The organism is Streptomyces sp. NPDC048018 (assembly GCF_043202995.1).
In the GTDB taxonomy this organism is placed as follows: Bacteria; Actinomycetota; Actinomycetes; order Streptomycetales; family Streptomycetaceae; genus Streptomyces.
In genome coordinates this window covers 740,615-761,844 of record NZ_JBIDBK010000001.1, presented here as the reverse complement: position 1 = coordinate 761,844, position 21,230 = coordinate 740,615, and the positions used below count along the sequence as shown (strand labels likewise).

Here is a 21,230-nt window from a genome sequence, read left to right as displayed (position 1 = left end):
TCAGGGCCCCCTTGGTCGTCCGGGCCGGTCCCGCACCACCTGGCGCTCCGGCAGCGTCCGGGCTCCCGGCACCGGTCCGGGCGGGGGCCCTGCTAACCCCCTGCCCTGTCAGGCGTCAGGGCCCCCTTGGTCGTCCGGGCCGGTCCCGCACCACCTGGCGCTCCGGCAGCGTCCGGGCTCCCGGCACCGGTCCGGGCGGGGGCCCTGCTATCCGCGTGCGCTGTCAGGCGTCCGGGGCCCCTCGTCGTCCGGGGCCGCCCCCACACCGCCCCGCGCTCCGACCGGGTGCACGGCCGGCACTGTCCCCGGCCGGCAGGCGTCCGGGGCCCGGCGACGGTCCGGCACCGCGCCCCGGCGAGGGTCCGGCACCGCGCCCCGGCGGCGGCCCCTTCCGGGCCCGCGGCCCGCAGTGCCCCATGCCCCCGGCAGGCGGTAGGTCCCCTTCACCCGCCGGGGCCGGGCGCGGCCGGAACCGCTCCGCGTCCGGCCCGGAGCGGGCCCCCCGCCGCGACCGGCGGGCCCGCTCCGGCCGGGGACTACGCGCCGTCGCCGACCCTGATCTCCTCCGTACGCGGCGCCGGCACCACCGCCGCCGCCGGCCCGGACGGCGCCGGACCCTCCGGCTTCATGGTGGCGAGGAGCTGGCGGGCGAGGCCCAGCCCCGTTCCGCCCATGGTGAGCGCCTTCGCGAACATCTCCGACATGCCGTCGGCCCCGTTGAGCAGCACCATCTGATCGACGTTGCCGAAGGCGGACGCGCCCGCCTCCACGATCTCCGGCCACTTCTCGGCCAGTTGCTGCGCGACCACGGCCTCCTGGTTCTCCGCGAGGGCCGCCGCCCGCGCCTTGATCCCCTCGGCCACCGCGAGCCCCTTGGCCCGCGTCGCCTCGGCCACCGCGAGCCCCTTGGCGTGGGCCGCCGCGGCCTCCGCTTCGCCCGTCACCCGGGTCGCCGACGCCTCCGCCGCGCTGGCCAGTTCGGTCTGCTTCGCCTCGGCCTCGGCCGCCAGGATGCGGGCGTCCCGCTCGGCCGCCGCCAGGGTCCGCTTCTCGTAGGCCCGCGCGTCGGCGGGCTTGCGGACCTGCGTCTGGAGCTGCTGCTCCTTGAAGTGGGACTCCAGCTCGGCGACCCGGGTCTCCTGGACCACCACCTCCTGGCGGGCCGCCGCGTCGGCCAGCGGACCGGCCTGCCGCGCCTTCGCCGACGCCTGGTCCCGCTCGGCCTGATAGCCGGCCTGCAGGATCTCGCTGTCCCTGGTGGCCTCCGACATGCGCGCCGCGGCCTGCTGCTCCGCCTCGGTCGCCCGCCGGTTGGCCTCCGCCTGCGCGATGCGCGCGTCGCGCTGCACGGCCGCCGCGTGCGGCGCCGCGAGGTTCTTGATGTAGCCCGTGGGGTCCTCGATCTCGTGGATCTGCAGCGAGTCCACGATCAGTCCCAGCTTCTCCATCTCCGTGCCACAGGCGGAACGGGCCTGGCCGGTCAGTTTCTCCCGGTCACGGATCATGTCCTCGACCGTCAACCCGCCGACGATCGCGCGGAGATGACCGGCGAAGACGATGTGCACCCGCTCCGACATCAGCTTCTGCTGGTCGAGGAAGCGGCGGGCGGCGTTGGCGATCGACACGAAGTCGTCGCCCACCTTGAAGATGACGACACCCCGCACCTTCAGCGGAATGCCCTGGTGCGTGACGCACTCCACCGACAGCTGCGTCTCGTTGAGGTCGAGCGAGAGCTTCCGCACCGCCTGGACACCGGGCATCACGAGCGTGCCCCGCCCCGTGACGATCCGGAACCCCATGCCCTCGCCGAGGCCCTCCGTCTTGTGGTTCGAACCCGAGATGATCAGCGCCTCGTTGGGTTCCGCGACGCGCCACATCAGTTTGAACAGAGCGATCAGGAAGGCGACGGCGCCGACGACGGCGCCCGCCAGTATCCAGAGGCTCATGGCTGGTCCCCCTTCACCGGACCCGTGCGGTTCCGGTGAAGGGAGTGTGCGCCCGGGGCGGGCGCCGCTCAATGGATCGGTCAACTGTCATACGCGGCTGTGACATACACGGTGCGTGGAGGGAGATGTTCCACGACCATCACGACGGTCCCCGTCTCGATCCGGTCCCGCCCCGAGGCCGGGTAGGCGAGGAAGTGTTCGGCGCCGCCCCGGATCCGGACGATCACCTCACCGACGAGGCCGGGCCCGACGGTGCCGGTCACCCGGCCGAACAGTCCCACCATCGAAGCGTCGTCCATGAACCAAAAGGTACGTCAGATCCAGCCGTCCAGGGCGGTCATGAACCCGTCGAAGTCGTCCCGCTGGACCGCGTGCCCCGCGCCGGGCACCGAACGCAGCTCGAAGCCGCGCTCCTTCAGCAGCCGGGCGTGTTCGGCGGGGACCAGCATGCTCGGCTCGGCCAGCACGACGAGGGAGGGCACAGCGGGCCGCCGCGGCCCGAGGTCCCTTCCGGCGAAGGGCACCAGTCCGTGCGTCGAGCGCTCGTCCCAGACCCGTACGGCGTCCAGCTCGACGTCCAGGTCCTCTTCGGTCCAGCGCGGGTTGAACCGGCTCGCCTGCTCCCGGGTCAGCAGCTTCGCCCCGGTGAACAGCTCCGGGCGGTAGCCGTGCGGGCCGCCCGGCAGCCGCCAGGCCGGGTCCACGTACACCGCGCGCCGCGGGGCCAGCCGCTCCACCGCCAGGGCGAGCGCGAGCGCGCCGAGCGAGTGCCCGATCGCCAACTCGGCACCCGTGGGCAGGGATTCGACGAGATCGTCCGCGTGGTCCTGCGGGGCGTACCCCGCGGGACCCGCCGCCCGCCCGCTCGACCCGTGGCCCCGCAGGTCGACCGCCACCGCCCGGTAGCCGCGCTCGGCGAGCGCCGGTCCCACCCGCCGCCAGGTGCGGTGGTCGGTCATCATGCCGTGGACCAGGAGCGCGACGCGTTCCCCGGATCCCCAGGTCCTGGTGTCCAGCTGCACGGGCGGTGCCTCTCTGCGAGGTGCGGGCGCGCGGCGGCGCTCAGCGCACGGTACGGATCGGACGCACGGCGAGCGCCCCGAGCACCGACAGTACGGCGGCGACGAGGAAGAGCGCCGTGTATCCGCCGCTCAGCGAGACGATCGTCGAGGCGACGAACGGGGCCACGATCTGCGGGCCGGCGTTGGCGATGTTCAGCACACCCATGTCGCGCGCCGCGTCCTCGGCCTTCGGCAGCACCATCGTCACCAGAGCGGTGTCCACCGCCATGTAGCAGCCGAAGCCGAGGCCGTTGACCACGGAGAAGGCCAGCATCGCGGTCCAGCCGTGCGAGACGGCCGGGATGAGCAGCGCGACGGCGGCCAGTGCGGCGGAGGCGCCCACGAAGAGCTTGCGCCGGTCGTAGCGGTCGGAGAGCCAGCCGCCGAGGACGGTGGAGACCACCATCGCGACCGAGTTGAGCGGCATCAGGAGGGCGACCGCCTCCTCGGCGCCGAGGCCGGCCGGCAGGTCGGTGTGGTCCTTGAGGATGTACAGCTGGAAGCCCGTGACGGCGAAGTAGCCGAGGACGAGCAGTGCCCGGCCGATGAAGGCCCAGCGGAAGTCGTGGTTCTTCAGGGCGCCGCCGAAGGCCGCCAGCTGCTCCCTGACCGGCATCGGGGCCCGGGGAGCCGTGCGCTGCTCCCGGGCGCAGGAGGTGAAGAGGACGGCCGTGGCCGCGACGACCGCGCCGAGGACGAGATAGCCGGTGCGGTAGTGGTCCGAGAAGGCCGCGCCGACCAGGGCTCCGATCGTCGAGCCGAGGGGCAGGCCCAGGCCCACCGCGGCCGAGGCCCTGCCGCGCGAGGCGACGGGGACCCGGTCGGGCACCACGGAGGTGAGGGCGGCCTGGTAGGAGTTCATCACGGCCTGGCCGAGGCACCAGGCGATCGTCACCAGCAGGATCGTGTGCACGCTGCCGAGCAGCAGCATGACGGGCAGGGCGAGCAGGCCGCCCGCGAGGATCCACGGATTGCGCCGCCCCGAGCGGTCGGAGAGTGCACCGGCCACCGGGTTGAAGACGGTCGCGAAGATGGCCGAGACACCGGAGACCAGACCGAAGTCGGCCACCTTGTCCGCCGGCGCGATCTCTTCGATCTGGAGCGCGAGCAGCACGCCGGGAACGCCTGTGTACAGCGCGTACATCGCCGTGTTCCCGGCGAGCAGCAGGGGGAGCAGTCCCCGGGTCGGCCGGGGTGCGGCGGAGGAGGCGGGACCGGGGTCCTCGGCGGTGCCGGGGGAGGTGCCGGGGGACGTGCCGGAGGAGGAAAGGGCCACGGTGCCCTCCTGACGTGATCGCCCGATGCGGGGGCGGGAGACGGAAGGATGAACGAGTGGTTACACGTGTCAGTTACTCGTGTAAATCTTGTGTAGCACTGGAATCCGGCCATCCGCCAGACCCCGTGCGCGATCGTTCTGGAAAGATGCCGGATCGATGAGCCAGTCACCCATGCACCCCGCCGGACGCTCCGTCCCCACCAGCGCCGACGTGGCGCGGCTCGCGGGGGTCTCGCGGGCCACCGTGAGCTACGTCCTGAACAACACGGCGGCCGTGAGGATCAGCGAGCCCACCCGCCGCCGGGTCCGGGAGGCGGCCGAGGAACTCGGCTACGTCCCGCACGCCGCCGCCCGCAGCCTCCGCGCCGGTCACAGCCGGATGGTCCTGCTGCCCACGGCCCACGTGCCGATCGGCCCGCTGTACAGCCGCTTCTTCAACGACCTGCAGTGGGCGCTGCGCCGCCTGGACTACACGGTCGTGCAGTACGGCAGCGTCGGCCTCGACGCCGACGAGGCGGCCCGGGCCTGGGCCGAACTGCGTCCGGTCGCGGTGGTCTCGCTCGGCCAGGTCGAGCTGACCCCGTCCGGAGTAGAACTGCTCAAGCGCTCGGGCGCCAGGGCCGTCATCACGGTGGGCCCCCAGCAGGTGCCGGGCACTCACGCGCTCGTCATGGACCAGTCGCGGGTCGGCCGGGTGGCCGGGGCCCACCTGGTCGAGCGGGGCCGCCGCGCCCTCGGGGTCGTGATGCCCGGGGAGCCCGGTCTGGAGATGTTCTCGGTCCCCCGCCTGGAGGGCGTGAGGGCCGCGGCCGAGGAGGCCGGCGCCACCGTCGTGCCGCTGCCCCTGGCGTACGAGGAGGAGGCGGCGAACGAGCTCGCCGGGCGCTGGCGCGAACTGGGTCTCGACGGAGTCTTCGGCTACAACGACGAGTACGCCATGCTCCTGATGCGGGCGCTCCAGGACGCCGGCATCGGCATCCCCGAGGAGACCGCGGTGGTCGGCTCGGACGACCTGCTCCTCGGCAGGCTCCTGCGGCCCCGGCTCAGCACCGTGCACATCGACATGGTCGTCGGCCGCGAACTCGCCGAACTCGTCGACCGGGCGGTCCGCGAGCCGGAGGCGGCGCCGGAACTCCAGGACCTCCTCGCCTCCCGGGTGGTGCACCGCGAGTCCAGCTGAACGCGGCCGGCTCCGTGCGTGCGGCCGACGCGGACACCTCGTCCCCGCCGGGCGCGCAGGCTCCGGTCCGTCCGCCGGGCGCGGCCGGCCTCCTCGCTCTCGCGGACCGCGCACGAACCGGGGGGCCGGGCGGGCGGGTACGCCCCCGGGTGTCCGCCGCCCCGCGTACGCCCCCGCGCGCCCGGCCGGGCGCGTCGGCGCCTGTCGTCTTAGCGTCGGTGCATGAGCACACACCCGAAGCGGTTCGAGATCCTGCTGGTGTCCGCACACGTGGAGGACCGCGGTGCCGCGTCCGTGGAGGACAGCGCCGTCCGCTCGGCCGTCGTCGAGGCGACCGGCCGCACCGGCGAGACCGGGTACCCCATCTACGAGGGGCACGGGCTGGTGGCCGACATCGATCCCGAGACGCGGACGGTGGAGGCGCTCCTCGTCGACGGCCGCGAGCTGGACTACGGACTGACCGCGCTGATCAGGGGGCCGGGGACGGCCCGAGGCGGCCGTTGACAGGAGCCGGAGAGGGGCGGAGACTCGGGCGGCGGGAACGAAGGAAGTTTCACCAGGCGAACGCCACCTCGGTTCCCGCATTCGTTGCCCGTACGCGAAGGTCATGTGGGAGAGAACCGATGAGCATCCGCGACGTCTACATCGTCGACGCCGTCCGCACCCCGATCGGCAAGTTCGGTGGTGCGCTCTCCTCCGTGCGCCCCGACGACCTGGCCGCCCACGTGGTGCGGGCGCTCGTCGACCGCACCCCCGGGCTGGACCCGGCCCTGGTCGACGACGTGTACTTCGGCGACGCCAACGGCGCCGGCGAGGACAACCGCGACGTCGCCAGGATGGCCGTACTCCTCGCCGGGCTGCCCACCTCCGTGCCCGGCGTCACCGTCAACCGGCTGTGCGGTTCCGGCCTGGAGGCCGTCATCCAGGCCGCCCGCGCGATCGCCCTCGGCGACGCGTCCGTGGCCATCGCGGGCGGCGTCGAGTCGATGTCCCGTGCCCCCTGGGTGCTGCAGAAGCCCGAGCGCGCCTACCCCGCCGGGCACCAGCAGCTGCACTCCACGACGCTCGGCTGGCGCATGACCAACCCGCGGATGCCCGCCGAGTGGACGGTCTCGCTGGGGGAGGGCGCCGAGCTCGTCGCGGACAGGCACGCCATCAGCCGCGAGCGGCAGGACGCCTTCGCCCTCGCGAGCCACCGCAAGGCCGCCGAGGCCTGGGCCAAGGGTCTCTACGACGGGGAGGTCGTCCCGTACGAGGGCGTCGAGCTCGCGCGGGACGAGTGCATCCGCGACAGCACCTCGCCCGAGGCGCTGGCCAGGCTCAAGCCCGCCTTCCGTGCCGACGGCGGCACCGTCACGCCCGGCAACGCCTCCCCGCTCAACGACGGCGCGGCCGCCCTGCTCCTCGTCGACGAGGCGGGCCTCCGCGAGACCGGACGCGAACCGCTCGCCCGGATCCGGGCCTCGGCCGTCACGGGCATCGAGCCGCAGCTCTTCGGTCTCGGCCCCGTGGAGGCCGTACGGCGTGCGCTGGACAAGGCGGGCCGGGACTTCTCCGACCTGACGACCTTCGAGCTGAACGAGGCCTTCGCCGCGCAGGCCCTCGGCTGCCTCGCGGAGTGGCCGGAACTCGACCCCGCCGTGGTCAACCCGCGCGGCGGCGCCATCGCCATCGGCCACCCGCTCGGCGCCTCCGGCGCCCGGCTCGCGGGCGCGGTCGCCCACCAGCTCGCCGCGGCCGGCTCCGGCACGGGCCTCGCCGCACTCTGCATCGGCGTGGGGCAGGGCCTGGCGCTCGTCCTGGAGCGCTGACCCGGTCCGCCGGACGGGAGGGAGCGGCCTTCCCGCCGCCCCGCCCGCCGAGGCGGCCCGTCGGCTGAGGGGCCTTGTCTGCCGAGAGGTCCCCGTCGGCCGACGGCCCGCCACGGAGGGAGCCCGCCGCCCTCACCCCGACACGCCGGCCGAGGCCGCCGCGCAGGAAGCCCCCTCACCCGGATACGCGAAGGGGCGGCCCGGACGCACCGGGCCGCCCCTTCGCGCTGTTCACTGGCCCTGCTGGGCCTGCGCCTCGGCGATGGACTTGCGCACCTCGTCCATGTCGAGCCCGCGGGCCTGGCCGATGACGTCCTCGAGGGCCGCCTCCGGCAGGGCGCCGGGCTGCGCGAAGATCGCGACCTTGTCGCGGACGATCATCAGGGTCGGGATCGAACGGATCTCGAACGCCGCCGCCAGCTCCTGCTGCGCCTCGGTGTCCACCTTGGCGAACACCAGGTCCTCGTGGCGCTCGGAGGCCGCCTCGTAGACGGGACCGAACTGACGGCACGGACCGCACCAGGAAGCCCAGAAGTCGATCAGAACGAAGTCGTTCTCACTCACGATCTGGTCGAAGTTGTCCTTGGTGAGCTCTACGGTGCTCATTCTTCCTACCTCTCCGGGGCGGTCTCCTGGCGGTTCCTCACGGTCCCCTCGGGGCCCGCCACGCACAACGGTGTATCGAGCCGCGCTATTCCAGGTCACGACCCCCAGACTGGAACCCATGACACTCGACTACGACGTGGTGGTTCTGGGCGCGGGTCCGGTCGGCGAGAACGTGGTGGACCGGGTCCGCGCGGCCGGGCTCGAAGTGGCGGTGGTGGAGGCGGAACTGGTCGGCGGTGAATGCTCGTACTGGGCCTGCATGCCGAGCAAGTCGCTGCTGCGGCCCGCCATCGCCCGCTCCGAGGCGCGCAGGGTCGCCGGACTGCGCGGCCACGCCTTTCACCCGCTCGACGCCCACGACGTGCTCGCCCACCGCGACGCCGTCGTCGGCGACTGGAAGGACGACGGCCAGGTGGCGTGGGTGGCGTCCACCGGCGCCGACCTCTACCGCGGCCACGGCCGCCTGGCCGGACCGCGCAAGGTCGTCGTGGAGGGACCCGAGGGCGACCGTCACGTCCTCACGGCCCGGCACGCCGTCGCCGTCTGCACCGGCAGCCGCGCCGTCCTCCCCGATCTGCCGGGGCTCCCCGGCGCCCGTCCCTGGACCAGCCGCGAGGCCACGAGTTCCCACACCGTCCCGGAGCGCCTGGTCGTCGTCGGCGGGGGAGTGGTCGGCGTGGAGATGGCCACCGCCTGGCAGGCACTCGGCTCCCGGGTCACCCTGCTCGTCCGGGGCGAGGGGCTGCTGCCCCGGATGGAACCGTTCGCGGGCGAGCACGTCGCCGCCGCCCTCGCCGAGCGCGGCGCCGACGTCCGCACCGGCGTCTCCGTCGCCGCGGTGGTACGCGACGGGGGCACCGGCCCGGTCACCGTGGTCCTGGAGGGCGGCGACCACGTCGAGGGCGACGAGGTGCTGTTCGCGACCGGCCGCCGGCCGCGCACCGAGGACATCGGTCTGGAGAGCGTCGGCCTGGAGCCGGGCTCCTGGCTGTCCGTGGACGACAGCCTGCGGGTCCTCGGGCACGACTGGCTCTACGCCGTGGGGGACGTCAACCGCCGTGCCCTGCTCACCCATCAGGGCAAGTACCAGGCGCGGATCGCGGGCGCCGCCATCGCCGTCCGGGCCACCGGGGACGGGGAGGTGGACACGACGCCCTGGGGGCCGCACAGCGCCACCGCCGACCACGCCGCCGTCCCCCAGGTCGTCTTCACCGACCCCGAGGCCGCCGCCGTCGGCCTGACCCTGGCCGATGCCGAGGCGGCGGGGCGCCGGGTCAGGGCCGTCGACCTCGACCTGACCTCGGTCGCCGGTGCCGAGCTGTACGCCCAGGGCTACACCGGGCACGCCCGCATGGTCGTCGACCTGGAGCGGGAGACCGTCGTCGGCGCCACCTTCGTCGGCCCCGGCCTCGGCGAACTCCTGCACTCGGCCACCGTCGCCGTCACCGGCGAGGTCCCCCTCGCCCGCCTCTGGCACGCCGTCCCCTCCTACCCGACCCTGAGCGAGGCCTGGCTGCGGCTGCTGGAGGCGTACCGGGACGGGGCGGACCCGGCATGAGTCCGGGCCACCGGGCCAACGACTACGACGCGTCCTGCGCCCGCTGCGGCGGACCGGTGCCGGCGGGGGCCGGGCTGCTGCGGCACGGCGCGAAGGGCTGGGAGGTCTACCACCCGGAGCACGCGCCCGAGCCGGGACCGCCGCCCCGGGGCGACCATCCGGGCTGGCACCGACGGCTGCTGCTGTCCCTGGACATCGGGGCGACCGGCAACAGGCCGGCCGTCGACCGCATCAGGTCCGCGGCGCTGCGGGGGAGCGACGGAACGGTGTGGGACCGGAGCTGGCACCCGGGAGTCGAGGTCCGGGAGCCCGACAGGGCACCCGAGGTCCCGCGGCGGTCGGGGCCGGGGGCCGGGGCGCGGGCGTCGGGTACGGGATCCGCGGTCCCACGGCGATCGGGTACGGGGTCCCAGGGTGCCGGGCCGGGCCGGGTGTCCGCGGCCGAGGAGCCCGGTTCCGGATCCCGGAGCCCGGATCCTGCCGGAGCGGCCGAGGGGGCACCGCACGCCGACGCCGCCGCGTCCCTCGACGACCTGGCGACCCTCGTCGCGGGCCACCTCGCCGCCGGGGAGCTGCTCGTCGTGTGGTTCGCCCCGTACGTACTGACGTTGCTCCACGCGGAGCTCCTCCGGCACGAACTGCCCTCGCTCACCGCCCGGTTGCCCGCCGGGGTGGCTCCGGTCTGCGACCCGCTCGTGCTGGACCGGCACGTCGACCGCTACCGTCCGGGCGGCCGCTCGCTGCGGGCCGTGGCCGAGTGGTACGGCGTCCCGCACACGAGCCCGGGCGATCCCGCGTCGGACGCCGCGGCGGCCCTGCTGGTCGCCCAGGCCGTCGCCGCCTGTCATCCGCCGCTCGCCAGGCTGTCCCGGCCGGCCCTGCACACCGAGCAGATCCTCTGGTACGCGGAGCAGACGAGCCGTCACCCCGACGCGCTCGGCTGGCCGTTCGCGACGGTGGAGCCCCTGCCGTGGGAGCCGCCGCCGGCGGACTGAACGACAGTCAGGGATTGGGGGAGAGCCGGGGGACCAGGAGTTCCGCCGCCGCGCGGGCGGTGTCGAGGGCGCTCCTGGTGTCCCGGCCGGCCGGGCCCTCGCCGAGGACCACGCGGGTGCTCAACCCGTCGAGGAGCGCGAGCAGTTCGGAGGCGCGGGCGGTGATGTCCATCGGTGCGAAGTGCTTCCGCTCGACGCCCCTGGCGAGCAGCGCCTCCAGGTCCTCCTGCCAGCCGCGGTCGAGCTCGGCCTGCGCGGTGCGCAGTTCCTCGTTGGCCGGAATGCGCGCCCACAGTTCGATCCAGAGCGTCCAGCGCGGGTCGCGCGGACCCCGCGGCAGGTAGAGCCGGAGGAACAGGTCGAGCCGGCGGGGCGCGGCGATGCGGCGGGCGAGCAGTTGCCGTCGCTCCTCGGTGAGGGCCTCCTCGCTCCATCGCAGGGCGGCGAGGAGGAGCAGGTCCTTGCTCCCGAAGTAGTACAGGATGTGGCCGCCGCTGGTCCCGAGGCGCTCCGCGAGCGCCGACATCGTGAGCGCGGCGAGGCCGTCCTCGGCGATGGCGTTCATGGCCTCCTCGAGCATCCGCTCCCGCGTGATGCTCCCGTCCCGCCGCCGTCCCGCCCGCGCCGCCGCTGCCACCGCTGCCGTCCTCGTGTCGACTCCGTCCACGGGATCGACCCTAACCGCATCCCCGCCGGGTCTTGACGTGGCCGGATCCCTGCCCCCATCTTGAATGTCGTTCAAGAAGTTAGAACGTCGTTCAAGATCGGCGCGCATCGGCGGCCGATCGGCATCCACGAGGGGAGTGCGGTGTGCTCGGACACGAGACGACGCCTGTGACAGCGGGCGCGGCCGGCCGCGACGAGGTCTTCCAGGTCGAGGGACACGGCATCGACCCCATCCCCGACAGCGAGCGGCACGGCGGGGCCAAGGACCTCTTCTGGCTCTGGTTCGGATCGAACCTGACCTTCACCTATGTCATCAACGGCGCTCTGGCGGTCTCCTTCGGCCTGTCCTTCTGGCAGGCGGCCGGCGTCGTCGTGCTCGGCGGACTCTCCTTCTTCGCCATCAGCGCCGCCGGGCTGAGCGGCGTCCGCACCGGCACCGCCACCCTCGTCATCTCCCGAGCCGCCTTCGGCGTCCGCGGCAACTGGCCGGCCGGTCTGCTCAACTGGATCGTCAGCATCGGCTACACCATCGTCAACACCGTGGTCGGCACGCTGGCCCTCGAAGCCTTCCTCGCCGACCTCGGCTGGAGCGGTGGACCGCTGCCCCGCGCCCTCGCCCTGGCCGTCACCCTGGCCCTGACCTTCACCGTCGCGCTGTGGGGCCACGCCACCGTCCAGTGGGCCGAGCGCTGGATGGCCTACGTCCTCGCGGCCGGCTTCGCCGCGCTGCTCGCCTTCGTCCTCCCCGGCGCCGACACCGCCGCCCCGGCCGCCGCGCCCGGCGCGTCCGGCTGGAGCCTGGCCCTCGTCGTCATGCTGGCCGGCCCCTTCTCGTACGTACCGATGCCCGCCGACTACACCCGCTACCTGCCCCGCACCACCTCCCTCAGGGCGCTCACCTGGAGCGGCGGCCTCGGCGGTCTGGTGTCCTCCGTCGCCCTCGGCATCGCGGGCGTCGCCGCCGCCACCCAGGCCGACATGACGGACGCCGTCGCCGGCACGGAGGGGCTGCTGCCGGGCTGGTTCCAGCCGCTGTTCCTCGCCCTGGTCCTCGGCGGCTCGGTCACGAACTCGATCATCACCCTCTACTCGTCCAGCCTGAACCTCCAGGTCCTCGGCATCCCCTGGAGCCGCGCCCGCGCCATCGTCATCAGCGCCGCCGTCACCGCCGCGGGCTCCCTCGGCGCCCTCTTCCTCGCCGACTTCACCACCTCGCTGCTCTCCTTCCTCTCCCTTCTGATCATCGTGTTCGCCCCGTGGGGCGGCGTCTTCCTCGCCGACATGGTGCTGCGCCGCTGCACCTACGACTCCGCCGCACTGCACGCCGGCGAGCACGGCGCCTACTGGTACCGGGCCGGCTGGCACCCGGCCGGCCTCGTCGCCCTGCTCGCCGGAATGCTCTTCGCCGCGCTCACCTGCGACTCCGAGCTGTGGACCGGCCCCCTGGTCGCCCCGCTCGGAGGCGCCGACCTGTCCCTGCTCGGCGCCGTCGTCTCCGCCGCCGTCCACGTCCTCCTCGCCCGCCGCACCGTCCGGCCCCGCGCGGCCGGCTGACCGCCCCGCGCCGCCCGCCCCGCGCGGACCCGACCGCTCAGCCGCGCCCGCCCCACCCCCGCCGCACTCCCGGCCCCGCACCCCACCGGTGCGGGGCGGCCGCGGCCGCCCGACCGCCCGATCCCCTCGTACCGCAGGAGAAAGACCCTCATGAACCGCCCCGCCCCCGCCGACCTCCTCCTCACCCGCGCCCGCGTGCACACCGTCGACCCCGCGCTGCCCCAGGCCGAGGCGCTCGCCGTGCGCGACGGCCGCATCGTCTGGGTGGGCGACGCCGACGAGGCCGAGGCCTGGGCGGGTCCCGGCACCCGCGTCCTCGACGCCGGCGGCCGGCTCGTGCTGCCCGGCTTCGTCGACGCCCACAACCACGTGCGCCTCGGCTCCGACGACGCCTGTGTCCAGCTCGCCGGTGCCCGCGACCTCGACGAGATCCACGCCCGGATCCGCGCCTGGCGCACGGCCCACCCCGAGGCGCCGTGGATCGAGGCCGAGGCCTTCGACTACTCCGCGATCCCCGACGGCCGGATGCCCACCGCCGCCGACCTCGACCCCGTCACCGGCGACACTCCCGCCCTCGTCCTCAGCTACGACGTCCACACCGCCTGGCTCAACACCGCCGCCCTGCACCGCCTCGGCGTCCGCGCCGACCGAACCGACCTGCCCTTCGGCACCGCCGTCACCGACCCCGCCACCGGAGAACCCACCGGCTTCGTCAAGGACTTCGCCGTCAAGGGCCTCTCGCGCGACGGCCATCGCGCCCTGCGCGACCTCGGCGTCCCGTGGGCCTCGCCCGACCGCCAGTACGGGCGGCTCGCCAAGAGCCTCGACGACGCCATCGGCTACGGCATCACCACCGTCGTCGAACCCCAGAACTCGCTCGACGACCTCGCCCTGTTCCAGCGTGCCCGCGCGGAGGGACGGCTCCGCTCGCGGATCGTCGCCGCCCTCTTCCACCCGCGCGGCACCGACGACGCCGACCTGGACCGATTCGCCGCCGCCGCAGAGGAGTTCGCGGACGACCGGCTGCGCGTCGGACCGCTCAAGCTCTACATCGACGATGTCGTCGAACCCCGCACCGCCGCCCTCCTCGAACCGTACGCGGGCTGCGGCCACCACCGCGGTGACACCTTCTATCCGCCCGAGGAGTTCGCCGAGCTGCTCACCCGCCTCGACGCCCGCGGCTTCCAGTGTTTCGTGCACGCCACGGGCGACCGCGGCATCCGCACGGTCCTCGACGCCGTCGAGCGGGCCCGGGCCGTCAACGGCCCCCGCGACGCCCGCCACCAGGTGGTGCACGTCGAGTGCCTCGACCCCGCCGACACCCCCCGCTTCGCCGAACTCGGCGTCACCGCCTGCATGCAGCCCCGGCACGCCGCCCCCGACATCGCGGGCCCCGGCCAGGACTGGGCCGAGAACATCGGCCCCGAGCGCTGGCACAAGGCCTGGCCCCTGCGCAGCCTGCACCGGGCCGGCGCCCTGCTCGCGCTGTCCAGCGACTGGAACGTCGCCGAGATGGACCCCATGGTCGGCATCCACGCCGCCGTCACGCGGCGCCCGCCCGGCGGCGGCGAGGCCTGGACGTCCGAGGAGACCATCGACGTGGTCACCGCCGTCGAGGGCTACACGATGGGTTCGGCGCGCGCCAACTTCCTGGACCACGAGCGGGGTTCGCTCACCGTGGGCAAGCTCGCCGACTTCGTCGTCCTCTCCCGGGACATCCTGCGCATCGACCCCGACGCGATCCCCGGCACGGTCGCCGAGACCGTCGTCGTGGGCGGCGACGTGGTGCACACCGCCGGCCGGTAGGGCCCCGGCGAGGGGTGCCGAAACGGAGTGGCGGACTCTCGTTCCAAGATCGTAACGTCGCCGCCATGACCGACCAGACGCAGTCCGAGTCCGCCACCGCAGCGACCCCCGCCGCGCCCTTCCCCGCCGTCCTGACCCGCCACGCCGAGGCCGAGACCTGCGCCGACCCGAGCAGCGTGATGACCCTGCTCGCCGACTCGCACCAGACGGCCGACGGTTTCACCAGCTACCGCTCGACCTTCGCCCAGGGGGCCGTGGGCGCGCCCGCCCACTTCCACACGAAGGCGACCGAGCTGTTCTTCGTCATCAGCGGCTCCCTGCGGGTCCTCGTCGGCGAGGAGATCACCGTCCTGAACGCGGGCGACTTCCTCGCCGTACCGCCGCACACCCCGCACGCCTTCGCCGCCGCCCCCGGCTGCGAGGCCGACGTCCTGTTCGTCTTCACGCCGGGCATGGGCCGCTTCGACTACCTGCGCCTGCTCGGCCGCGTCATGCGCGGTGAGGAGGACTTCACGAAGATCGCCGAATCGGCCGAGCGCTTCGACAACCACTACGTCGACAGCCCCGTCTGGCGCGCCGCCTTGGAGGGCTCGGCGTGATCGACGCCGCCACCCACGTCCGCGTCGCCCGCCCCTCCCGGGACCTCGCCGCCGCCGAGCGCTTCTACGTGGACGGCCTCGGCCTGGAGGTCCAGTGGCGCAGCACCGACCGGGTGCCCGGTGAGCACGACCTGCTGATGGTCGGTCCGGCCGGCGGCGGCTGGCACTTCGAGCTGACCCGCGAACCGGAGCACCCGCTGGAGCCGACGCCGACCGTCGACGACCTCTTCGTCGTCTACCTCGGCCGCCCCGTCGAGGAGGCCCTGGTCGAGCGTCTGACCGCGCACGGCGGCACCCGCGTACCGGCGCACAACCCCTACTGGGACGAGTACGGCGTCACCGTCGCCGACCCCGACGGCTACCGCCTCGTCCTCTGCTCGCGCACCTGGGGGTAGCGCCGAGCCCGGTTCCGACCGCCGGGCGGGGCCCGCCCCGGCCGCCCGCGCCGCCCGTGCCCCGACCGGCATCGCCGGTCGCTTCGGGCGGCGCGGAGGAACCCCCTCTGCCACGCCGGCGACGCGGACCTGCGCGAGGCAGGACCCGCCGAGGCCCGGAGCGCGATACGCGACCTCGCGGTCGAGGCGACGACCGGAGACCGGGCCCGGTCGGCGGCCGACCACCCGACCGGGCGAGGTGCCCTGACTGCGCGGCGCCCGACATCTTCCGGGGGCCGTGACGTCCGGTGGCCCTGGCCACCGGACGTCACGGCCGTCCTCGGCCGCCCAAGGGGGCTCAGAGGCGGTCGAGGATCTTCCGGAGCTGCGCGATCTCGGCGTCCTGCGTCCGCACGACGTCGTCGGCGACCTGCTTCGCGGCCGCGTCGACGCCGTCCTTCTGCTCGGTCTTCGCCATCGCCACCGCGCCCTCGTGGTGGGCGATCATCAGCTCGGCGAACCTGCGGTCGAAGGCCTTGCCCTTCGTGGCGGCGAGGGCCTTCATGTCCGCGTCGGACATCATCCCGGGCATGCCGTGACCGCCGTGTCCGGCGGACTCCGGCCGGCCCCAGGCCTTGAGCCAGGACCTCATCTTCCGGATCTCCGGGTCCTGGGCCTTCTCGATCGCGGCGACGAGCTGCTTGACCTCGGGGTCCTCGGCGCGCCCGTCGGCGAGCTTCGCCATCTCCAGGGCCTGCTCGTGGTGGGGGATCATCATCTGCGCGAACATCACGTCCGCGTCGTTGAAGGTCCCGGCGGAGGCCGAGGCCGACGGGGTGGCGGTGGCCTGGCTGCCGTGCTCCATGCCGCTCATGGAGTCCCCGGATTCCCCGGAGCCGCCGCAGGCGGCGAGCAGGAGCGTGGCGGCGGCGAGGGCGCCGGTGAGCGCGAGCCGGCGGGTGGTGCGGCGGGCGGTGGGCGTGCTGAAGGTACGCATGGGTGTCACACCTCGTGTGCGGTGATCGTGGATCGGTTCGGTCGCGTCTGCGGGCAGCGTGGGGCGCCCGCGGTGGCGTGGCGGCCTAGATCCGCAGGATCGACAGCTGGGCGAGGTCGGGGGGACGCGGCGGCGGGGCGTTGGGGCCCAGGGCCGGCAGCAGTCCGGCCGGCAGCGCGGCGGTCCGGTCCGGGCGGCGCGCGAGGGCGGCCCGGACGAGCGCGAGGAGCAGCCAGGCCCCGAGGACGGCCACGCAGAGGGTGGTCATGTCCGTTCCGCTGCCGCCCGGGTGGTGCGAGGCCGACTTCCCGTGGCCACCCCCGTGGTGCCGCTCCGGAGCGGAGGCGGCGGTGCGGACGCCGGCGGCGTCGGCCGAGCCCTCGGCGGGCACGAGGCCGGTGGCGGTGGCGACATGCGCCATCCCGTCCGTACCGCCGCCCGACGAGCCCGCCGGGTGGCCCACCGAGTGCATCACGAAGACGCCGAGGGCGAGCACCACGACGAGCAGGAGGTGCGCCAGGGCGCCTCCTGCCCGCGTACGGCTGTGTCGCTCCCGTCCCACGTGCACGGGACCGAGCCTATCCGAATACCCCTGGTGGGTACGTGAGGCACCCCGTCCCGGCGCGCCTCGTGCGCTCGCGGGACGCGGTCTACCCGACCGCGTCGCCGGTCATCGCGGCGGCCAGCCGCAGGTGTCGCGCGGCCTCGTCGGCCCGGCCCTGCCGCTCCAGGGTGCGGCCGAGCATCAGTCGGGCGTAGTGCTCGACGGGGTCGCGCTCCAGGACGGCGCGGAGCTCCTCCTCGGCCCGGGTGAGCTGGGCCGAGTGGTAGTACGCGCGGGCCAGCAGCAGCCGCTGGGCCGTCTGGCCCGGGTGCTCGGCGACCAGGCCGCGCAGGATGCGGGCGGCCGTCAGGTACTCCTTCGACTCGAAGAACAGCTGCGCGCGGCTCCATCGGTCGGCCGCGGTGCCGAACTCGTAGTACGTCTCGTCGCTCACTGCTCACTCTCTCCGTGGTCGAGGTGGTCGGTCGTCGTTCACCCGGCTCAACAGCCGATGCTTGTTGAACATTCCACCAATATTGCGGCGCGCGGGTCCGCCCCGCTCCGGCCCCCGACGGGAATAGGTTGAGGGCCATGAGCAATCTTGAGCGCCAGGCCACCCTCCAGGTCTGCGGCGGCCGGGGCTTCGTCGTCGCAGAGCCGGTACGGGAACTCCTCAGCCCCCGCCACGTCCGGCTCGGCGAATCGACCGAGGTCCGCCGACTGCTCCCCAACCTCGGCCGCCGCATGGTCGGCGCATGGACCTTCGTCGACCACTACGGGCCCGACGACATCGCCGACGAGCCGGGCATGCAGGTGCCGCCCCACCCGCACATGGGCCTGCAGACCGTCAGCTGGCTGCACGAGGGCGAGGTCCTGCACCGTGACTCGACCGGCAGCCTCCAGACCATCCGGCCGCGCGAACTCGGCCTCATGACCTCCGGCCGGGCCATCTCCCACTCGGAGGAGAGCCCCTCGTCACACGCCCGCTACCTGCACGGCGCCCAGCTGTGGGTCGCGCTCCCCGACGCCCACCGCCACGTCGAACCGCGCTTCCAGCACCACGCCGAGCTCCCGCAGGTCACCGCCCCCGGCCTCACCGCCACGGTCATCCTCGGCGCACTCGACGGCGCGGTCTCCCCGGGCACGACCTACACCCCCCTCACCGGCGCCGACCTCGCCCTCACGGCCGGCACCGAACTGCGCCTCCCGCTCGACCCCGACTTCGAGTACGCGGTCCTCGCCATGTCCGGCGAGGCCCACGTCGACGACGTCCCCGTGCTCCCCGGCTCCATGCTCTACCTCGGCTGCGGCCGCACCGAACTCCCCCTGCGCGCCGCCTCGGACGCGGGTCTGATGCTCCTCGGCGGCGAGCCGTTCGAGGAGGAACTGGTGATGTGGTGGAACTTCGTGGGCCGCACGGACGAGGAGATCCGTCAGGCGCGCGAGGACTGGATGACGTCCGACCGCTTCGGCGAGGTGAAGGGGTACGACGGCGCCCGCCTGGATGCGCCGGAGGTGCCGGCGACCCCGCTCAAGGCGCGGGGGAGGGTGCGCTGAACCGGGCTTTCCTTCTCCCGGTGTCGGAGCGGGAGCCGCCCGGCCTCGCCGTCGCCGCCGGGTGCGGCTCCGGTAGGGCGTGCGGCGCAGCCCCGCCTCCTGGTGTGCAGTCGGCCGGGCGCGACGAACGCGGCACGGCCGGCGAGCAGGCGGCCGGACCATTCCTCGTAGTCCTCGGGTCCCCGACCGGTGCGGCGGAACAGGACGGCGGAGAGCTCGGGTTCGCGGACGAGTTCGAGGTACGGGGTGTTCGAGGTCGAGTCCCGGGCTGCGGCTGCGATCCGGTGAGGTCGTCGATGATGCCGGCGTCGGTCGTACCGGCGGTCGCCGCCACCCCGATGACACGCCGTCCACCGGCTCGTCCGGGGGAGGCTCGGCACACGCGGAAGACTCCCCTGACCAGCACCGAGAAGGGCATGCTCAGTCACCCGTGACCCCGTCGGTCCGCTCGCGCAGGAAGTCGGCGTGGCCGTTGTGGCGGGCGTACTCCTGGATCATCAACACATAGACCCAGCGCAGACTGAGGGAAACTCCGCGAGAGGACACGAAGGTCTCGTCGAGGTCGTGCCCGGCCACCGCCGCGTCACACGCTTCGACCTCGGCCTGGAACAACCCGAAGTCCCTCTCCGCAGCCGCTGCGTGAACTCCGTCGAGCCCTTCATCGCCGTCTGACGGGCCGGAGAAGACATCACCGATGGCCTCGCCTGCGAAGCTTCGCCGGAACCACCATCGCTCTACCTCCGCCATGTGCCGGACCAAGCCCAGGAGGGTGAGGTTCGACGGCTCCGCGGTCGTCCGCGCCAACTGAGCGGGCTCGAGCCCGGAACACTTGGCGAGCAACGTCTCCCGGTGCCAGCTCAGCCCACCCTCCAACATGTGACGCTCCGTCACGACTCCGAGATCCCCGAGCTGCTTGGTGCGCTCGACCGATGGCGCTGTCCAGGTCATGGATCCACTGTGCATCGCCGTCTTGAAGGGGATCAAGCAGGCGAGACGGCAGGGCCGAGGACCGTGGCCGTCCTCGCGCGGGCGTCAGGGTTCCTCGGTGGGAAGCCAGGCGCCGTGGAGGCCGAGGGGGACCCTGACGGGGATGGAGACGCGGGCGAGGGGACCGGAGGCGGGGTCCTCGGCGGGGAAGACGAGGAACCAACTCGTGCCGTCGGTGCGGTCGGTGGCGAAGGTCATCCAATAGCCGTGCTCGTCCGAGGACGCGTCCGGGCCCGGCTCGGGGGCGAAGACGGGCTCGCCGACGGAGAGGTCACCCGCGTCCCAGACCTGGCCGGCGCCGGTCTCCACGTCGAACCAGCGGATGGCGTCGTACTCCCCGGGCAGCAGGTCGGCACGGCCGGTGCCCGTGGCCAGGGCGGCACGGCGGTGGCGCCTGCTGACGCGTCGGTCGTCGATCCGGGGGAACTCGACCCGGGCGTCGTCCAGGACGGTGCGCGTCATGCGGCCGGCCGCGGGATCGATCCGGGCGCGGACCAGACGAGCCGTGGCCGGGCCGGCTCCTTCCGGGGCCGGGCCGACGGTGAGCCTGTTCCATTCGACGTAGTCGAAGACGACGGGTGCCTCCGGCTCGGGACCGTCGTCGTAGGCGTTGACCGAGTGCCACATCCAGAAGGCGTCGTCGGCGGCCCAGGCCGGGGCTCCGCCGTCGCGCGGAACGAGCGCCACGCGGGTGCCGCGCTCGGGCCGCCAGGCGAGGAAGGAGCCGCCGGACATGGCCGCCTCGAGGTCGATGAAGGCCGGAGCCAGGACGAGGACGACGTAGCGGGCGGTCAACGCCATGTCGTGGATCATCACGGGTTCGTCCACGCCCGCCACGGGTGTCGGTCCCCGTGTCACCGCACCGTCGGGACCGATGACGGACCACGTCAGATACGGCGGCTCCAAGGCGTAGCAGAAGACGACCATCTCGCCGGTGACCGGGTCGATCTTGGGGTGGGCGGTGATCCCCGCGGTCAGCCTGCCGCCGAAGTCCTCCCGTCCGAGGGTCGCCAGATCCGCGTCGAAGCGGTACGGGCAGGCCGACTCGGCCAGTGCCAGCATGCGGCCCGCGTGGCGGACCACGTTGATGTCGGGCAGATCCTTGAAGGTGTCGGCGAGCTCCGGGCCCACCTCGTCGGCGCTCGGCAGGACCAGCGATTCCAGACCGCCCCACAGCGCGCGCCCGGCCTTCTCCTCGGCCACGAGCGCCGGTGTGCGGACGAAGCGGTTGTGGTACTGGGCCCGGCCGTCGGACACCCGCACGGCGTGCAGCATCCCGTCCCCGTCGAGCGGGTACAGGTAGGAGCCGATCGGGGTGAACCGGGGATTCGGCCCGTTGCGCACGTACATCCCGTCAAGGGAAGCGGGCAGTGCGCCGATCACCCGCAACTCGGCCACGTCCACCTCTTCGGTGACGGGCGCGAAGGGGCCGAGCAGATGCGGGACGCGGGTGGGGTCGAAGCGGGTCGGTGCATGGGTGTTCACGGGACCTCCAGGCGTGATCACCGGCGTCGCCCGCGTCTCGGCGCACGGCGCCGCTCCCGTCCATTGAAACGTGGGGCCGCCCGCATCGCCACGCGGCGGCGGGCCCCGGGAGTCGGGACGTCATCGCGGCGTCGGCGGCCGACGGGCGGGTGGCCGGTCCCGCGGGTCGGCGTGGCCCGCGGGCGGGTCGGGCGGGGCGCTCAAGGCGCCTGGGCACCCGGCGCCCGG

The 21,230-nt window shown here is 73.9% G+C and carries 21 protein-coding genes; 10 read left to right on the top strand and 11 right to left on the bottom strand.

Annotation, left to right across the window (positions count from 1 at the left end; genetic code table 11):
• Positions 1-536: 536 nt before the first annotated feature.
• The 4 genes from ACGF1Z_RS03475 to ACGF1Z_RS03460 all read right to left on the bottom strand — a co-directional run bounded on the left by ACGF1Z_RS03475 (position 537) and on the right by ACGF1Z_RS03460 (position 4,283).
• Positions 537-1,946, bottom strand: a complete 1,410-nt coding sequence (locus ACGF1Z_RS03475; RefSeq protein ID WP_392999415.1) for a flotillin family protein — start codon at positions 1,944-1,946, stop codon at positions 537-539.
• Positions 1,947-2,026: 80 nt separating this feature from the next.
• On the bottom strand, positions 2,027-2,245 hold the full coding sequence (locus ACGF1Z_RS03470; RefSeq protein WP_392999413.1) for a hypothetical protein: 219 nt from the start codon (positions 2,243-2,245) through the stop codon (positions 2,027-2,029).
• 15 nt (positions 2,246-2,260) lie between these two features.
• Complete coding sequence (locus tag ACGF1Z_RS03465) at positions 2,261-2,968, bottom strand: alpha/beta fold hydrolase (protein ID WP_392999411.1); 708 nt, start codon at positions 2,966-2,968, stop codon at positions 2,261-2,263.
• 40 nt (positions 2,969-3,008) lie between these two features.
• Positions 3,009-4,283, bottom strand: a complete 1,275-nt coding sequence (locus tag ACGF1Z_RS03460) for an MFS transporter (protein ID WP_392999409.1) — start codon at positions 4,281-4,283, stop codon at positions 3,009-3,011.
• 157 nt (positions 4,284-4,440) lie between these two features.
• On the opposite strand from ACGF1Z_RS03460, the gene ACGF1Z_RS03455 reads away from it, so the two are divergent.
• The 3 genes from ACGF1Z_RS03455 (at position 4,441) to ACGF1Z_RS03445 (ending at position 7,274) form a co-directional block, all read left to right on the top strand.
• Positions 4,441-5,463, top strand: coding sequence for a LacI family DNA-binding transcriptional regulator (locus ACGF1Z_RS03455; protein WP_392999407.1), 1,023 nt, complete (start codon positions 4,441-4,443; stop codon positions 5,461-5,463).
• Between the two features lie 222 nt (positions 5,464-5,685).
• On the top strand, positions 5,686-5,967 hold the full coding sequence (locus tag ACGF1Z_RS03450; RefSeq protein ID WP_392999405.1) for a hypothetical protein: 282 nt from the start codon (positions 5,686-5,688) through the stop codon (positions 5,965-5,967).
• 119 nt (positions 5,968-6,086) lie between these two features.
• Positions 6,087-7,274 carry a thiolase family protein gene (locus ACGF1Z_RS03445; protein ID WP_392999403.1) on the top strand — a complete coding sequence of 396 codons (1,188 nt, stop codon included), beginning with the start codon at positions 6,087-6,089 and terminating at the stop codon, positions 7,272-7,274.
• Between the two features lie 231 nt (positions 7,275-7,505).
• On the opposite strand, the gene trxA is transcribed toward ACGF1Z_RS03445, so the two are convergent.
• Entirely contained in the window at positions 7,506-7,880 is a 375-nt protein-coding gene (gene trxA / locus ACGF1Z_RS03440) for a thioredoxin (RefSeq protein ID WP_392999401.1), read from the bottom strand.
• A gap of 118 nt (positions 7,881-7,998) precedes the next feature.
• On the opposite strand from trxA, the gene ACGF1Z_RS03435 reads away from it, so the two are divergent.
• Together ACGF1Z_RS03435 and ACGF1Z_RS03430 are read left to right on the top strand one after the other, a co-directional pair.
• Complete coding sequence (locus ACGF1Z_RS03435; RefSeq protein WP_392999399.1) at positions 7,999-9,438, top strand: dihydrolipoyl dehydrogenase family protein; 1,440 nt, start codon at positions 7,999-8,001, stop codon at positions 9,436-9,438.
• Entirely contained in the window at positions 9,435-10,433 is a 999-nt protein-coding gene (locus ACGF1Z_RS03430) for a hypothetical protein (RefSeq protein ID WP_392999397.1), read from the top strand. Before ACGF1Z_RS03435 ends, ACGF1Z_RS03430 begins: the two co-directional genes overlap by 4 nt.
• 7 nt (positions 10,434-10,440) lie before the next feature.
• On the opposite strand, the gene ACGF1Z_RS03425 is transcribed toward ACGF1Z_RS03430, so the two are convergent.
• Positions 10,441-11,013 carry a TetR/AcrR family transcriptional regulator gene (locus tag ACGF1Z_RS03425; protein ID WP_393000300.1) on the bottom strand — a complete coding sequence of 191 codons (573 nt, stop codon included), beginning with the start codon at positions 11,011-11,013 and terminating at the stop codon, positions 10,441-10,443.
• Positions 11,014-11,243: 230 nt separating this feature from the next.
• On the opposite strand from ACGF1Z_RS03425, the gene ACGF1Z_RS03420 reads away from it, so the two are divergent.
• The 4 genes from ACGF1Z_RS03420 to ACGF1Z_RS03405 all read left to right on the top strand — a co-directional run bounded on the left by ACGF1Z_RS03420 (position 11,244) and on the right by ACGF1Z_RS03405 (position 15,453).
• Positions 11,244-12,653, top strand: a complete 1,410-nt coding sequence (locus ACGF1Z_RS03420) for a purine-cytosine permease family protein (protein ID WP_392999395.1) — start codon at positions 11,244-11,246, stop codon at positions 12,651-12,653.
• 150 nt (positions 12,654-12,803) lie between these two features.
• Entirely contained in the window at positions 12,804-14,459 is a 1,656-nt protein-coding gene (locus tag ACGF1Z_RS03415) for an amidohydrolase (RefSeq protein WP_392999393.1), read from the top strand.
• 65 nt (positions 14,460-14,524) lie between these two features.
• Entirely contained in the window at positions 14,525-15,058 is a 534-nt protein-coding gene (locus tag ACGF1Z_RS03410; protein WP_392999391.1) for a cupin domain-containing protein, read from the top strand.
• Positions 15,055-15,453 carry a VOC family protein gene (locus tag ACGF1Z_RS03405; protein WP_392999389.1) on the top strand — a complete coding sequence of 133 codons (399 nt, stop codon included), beginning with the start codon at positions 15,055-15,057 and terminating at the stop codon, positions 15,451-15,453. Before ACGF1Z_RS03410 ends, ACGF1Z_RS03405 begins: the two co-directional genes overlap by 4 nt.
• 337 nt (positions 15,454-15,790) lie before the next feature.
• On the opposite strand, the gene ACGF1Z_RS03400 is transcribed toward ACGF1Z_RS03405, so the two are convergent.
• From ACGF1Z_RS03400 to ACGF1Z_RS03390, 3 genes are all read right to left on the bottom strand, one after another.
• Complete coding sequence (locus ACGF1Z_RS03400) at positions 15,791-16,429, bottom strand: DUF305 domain-containing protein (protein WP_392999387.1); 639 nt, start codon at positions 16,427-16,429, stop codon at positions 15,791-15,793.
• An 85-nt stretch (positions 16,430-16,514) separates the two neighbouring features.
• Entirely contained in the window at positions 16,515-16,997 is a 483-nt protein-coding gene (locus tag ACGF1Z_RS03395; protein WP_392999385.1) for a hypothetical protein, read from the bottom strand.
• Positions 16,998-17,079: 82 nt separating this feature from the next.
• Positions 17,080-17,427, bottom strand: coding sequence for a tetratricopeptide repeat protein (locus ACGF1Z_RS03390; protein ID WP_392999383.1), 348 nt, complete (start codon positions 17,425-17,427; stop codon positions 17,080-17,082).
• A gap of 137 nt (positions 17,428-17,564) precedes the next feature.
• On the opposite strand from ACGF1Z_RS03390, the gene ACGF1Z_RS03385 reads away from it, so the two are divergent.
• Positions 17,565-18,530, top strand: coding sequence for a pirin family protein (locus tag ACGF1Z_RS03385; RefSeq protein WP_392999381.1), 966 nt, complete (start codon positions 17,565-17,567; stop codon positions 18,528-18,530).
• 420 nt (positions 18,531-18,950) lie between these two features.
• Here ACGF1Z_RS03385 and ACGF1Z_RS03380 read toward each other — a convergent pair whose 3' ends face one another.
• Together ACGF1Z_RS03380 and ACGF1Z_RS03375 are read right to left on the bottom strand one after the other, a co-directional pair.
• Complete coding sequence (locus ACGF1Z_RS03380) at positions 18,951-19,478, bottom strand: DinB family protein (protein ID WP_392999379.1); 528 nt, start codon at positions 19,476-19,478, stop codon at positions 18,951-18,953.
• A gap of 84 nt (positions 19,479-19,562) precedes the next feature.
• A complete protein-coding gene (locus ACGF1Z_RS03375) occupies positions 19,563-21,002 on the bottom strand; it encodes a carotenoid oxygenase family protein (RefSeq protein ID WP_392999377.1) in 1,440 nt (479 codons plus the stop codon).
• Positions 21,003-21,230 lie beyond the last annotated feature (228 nt).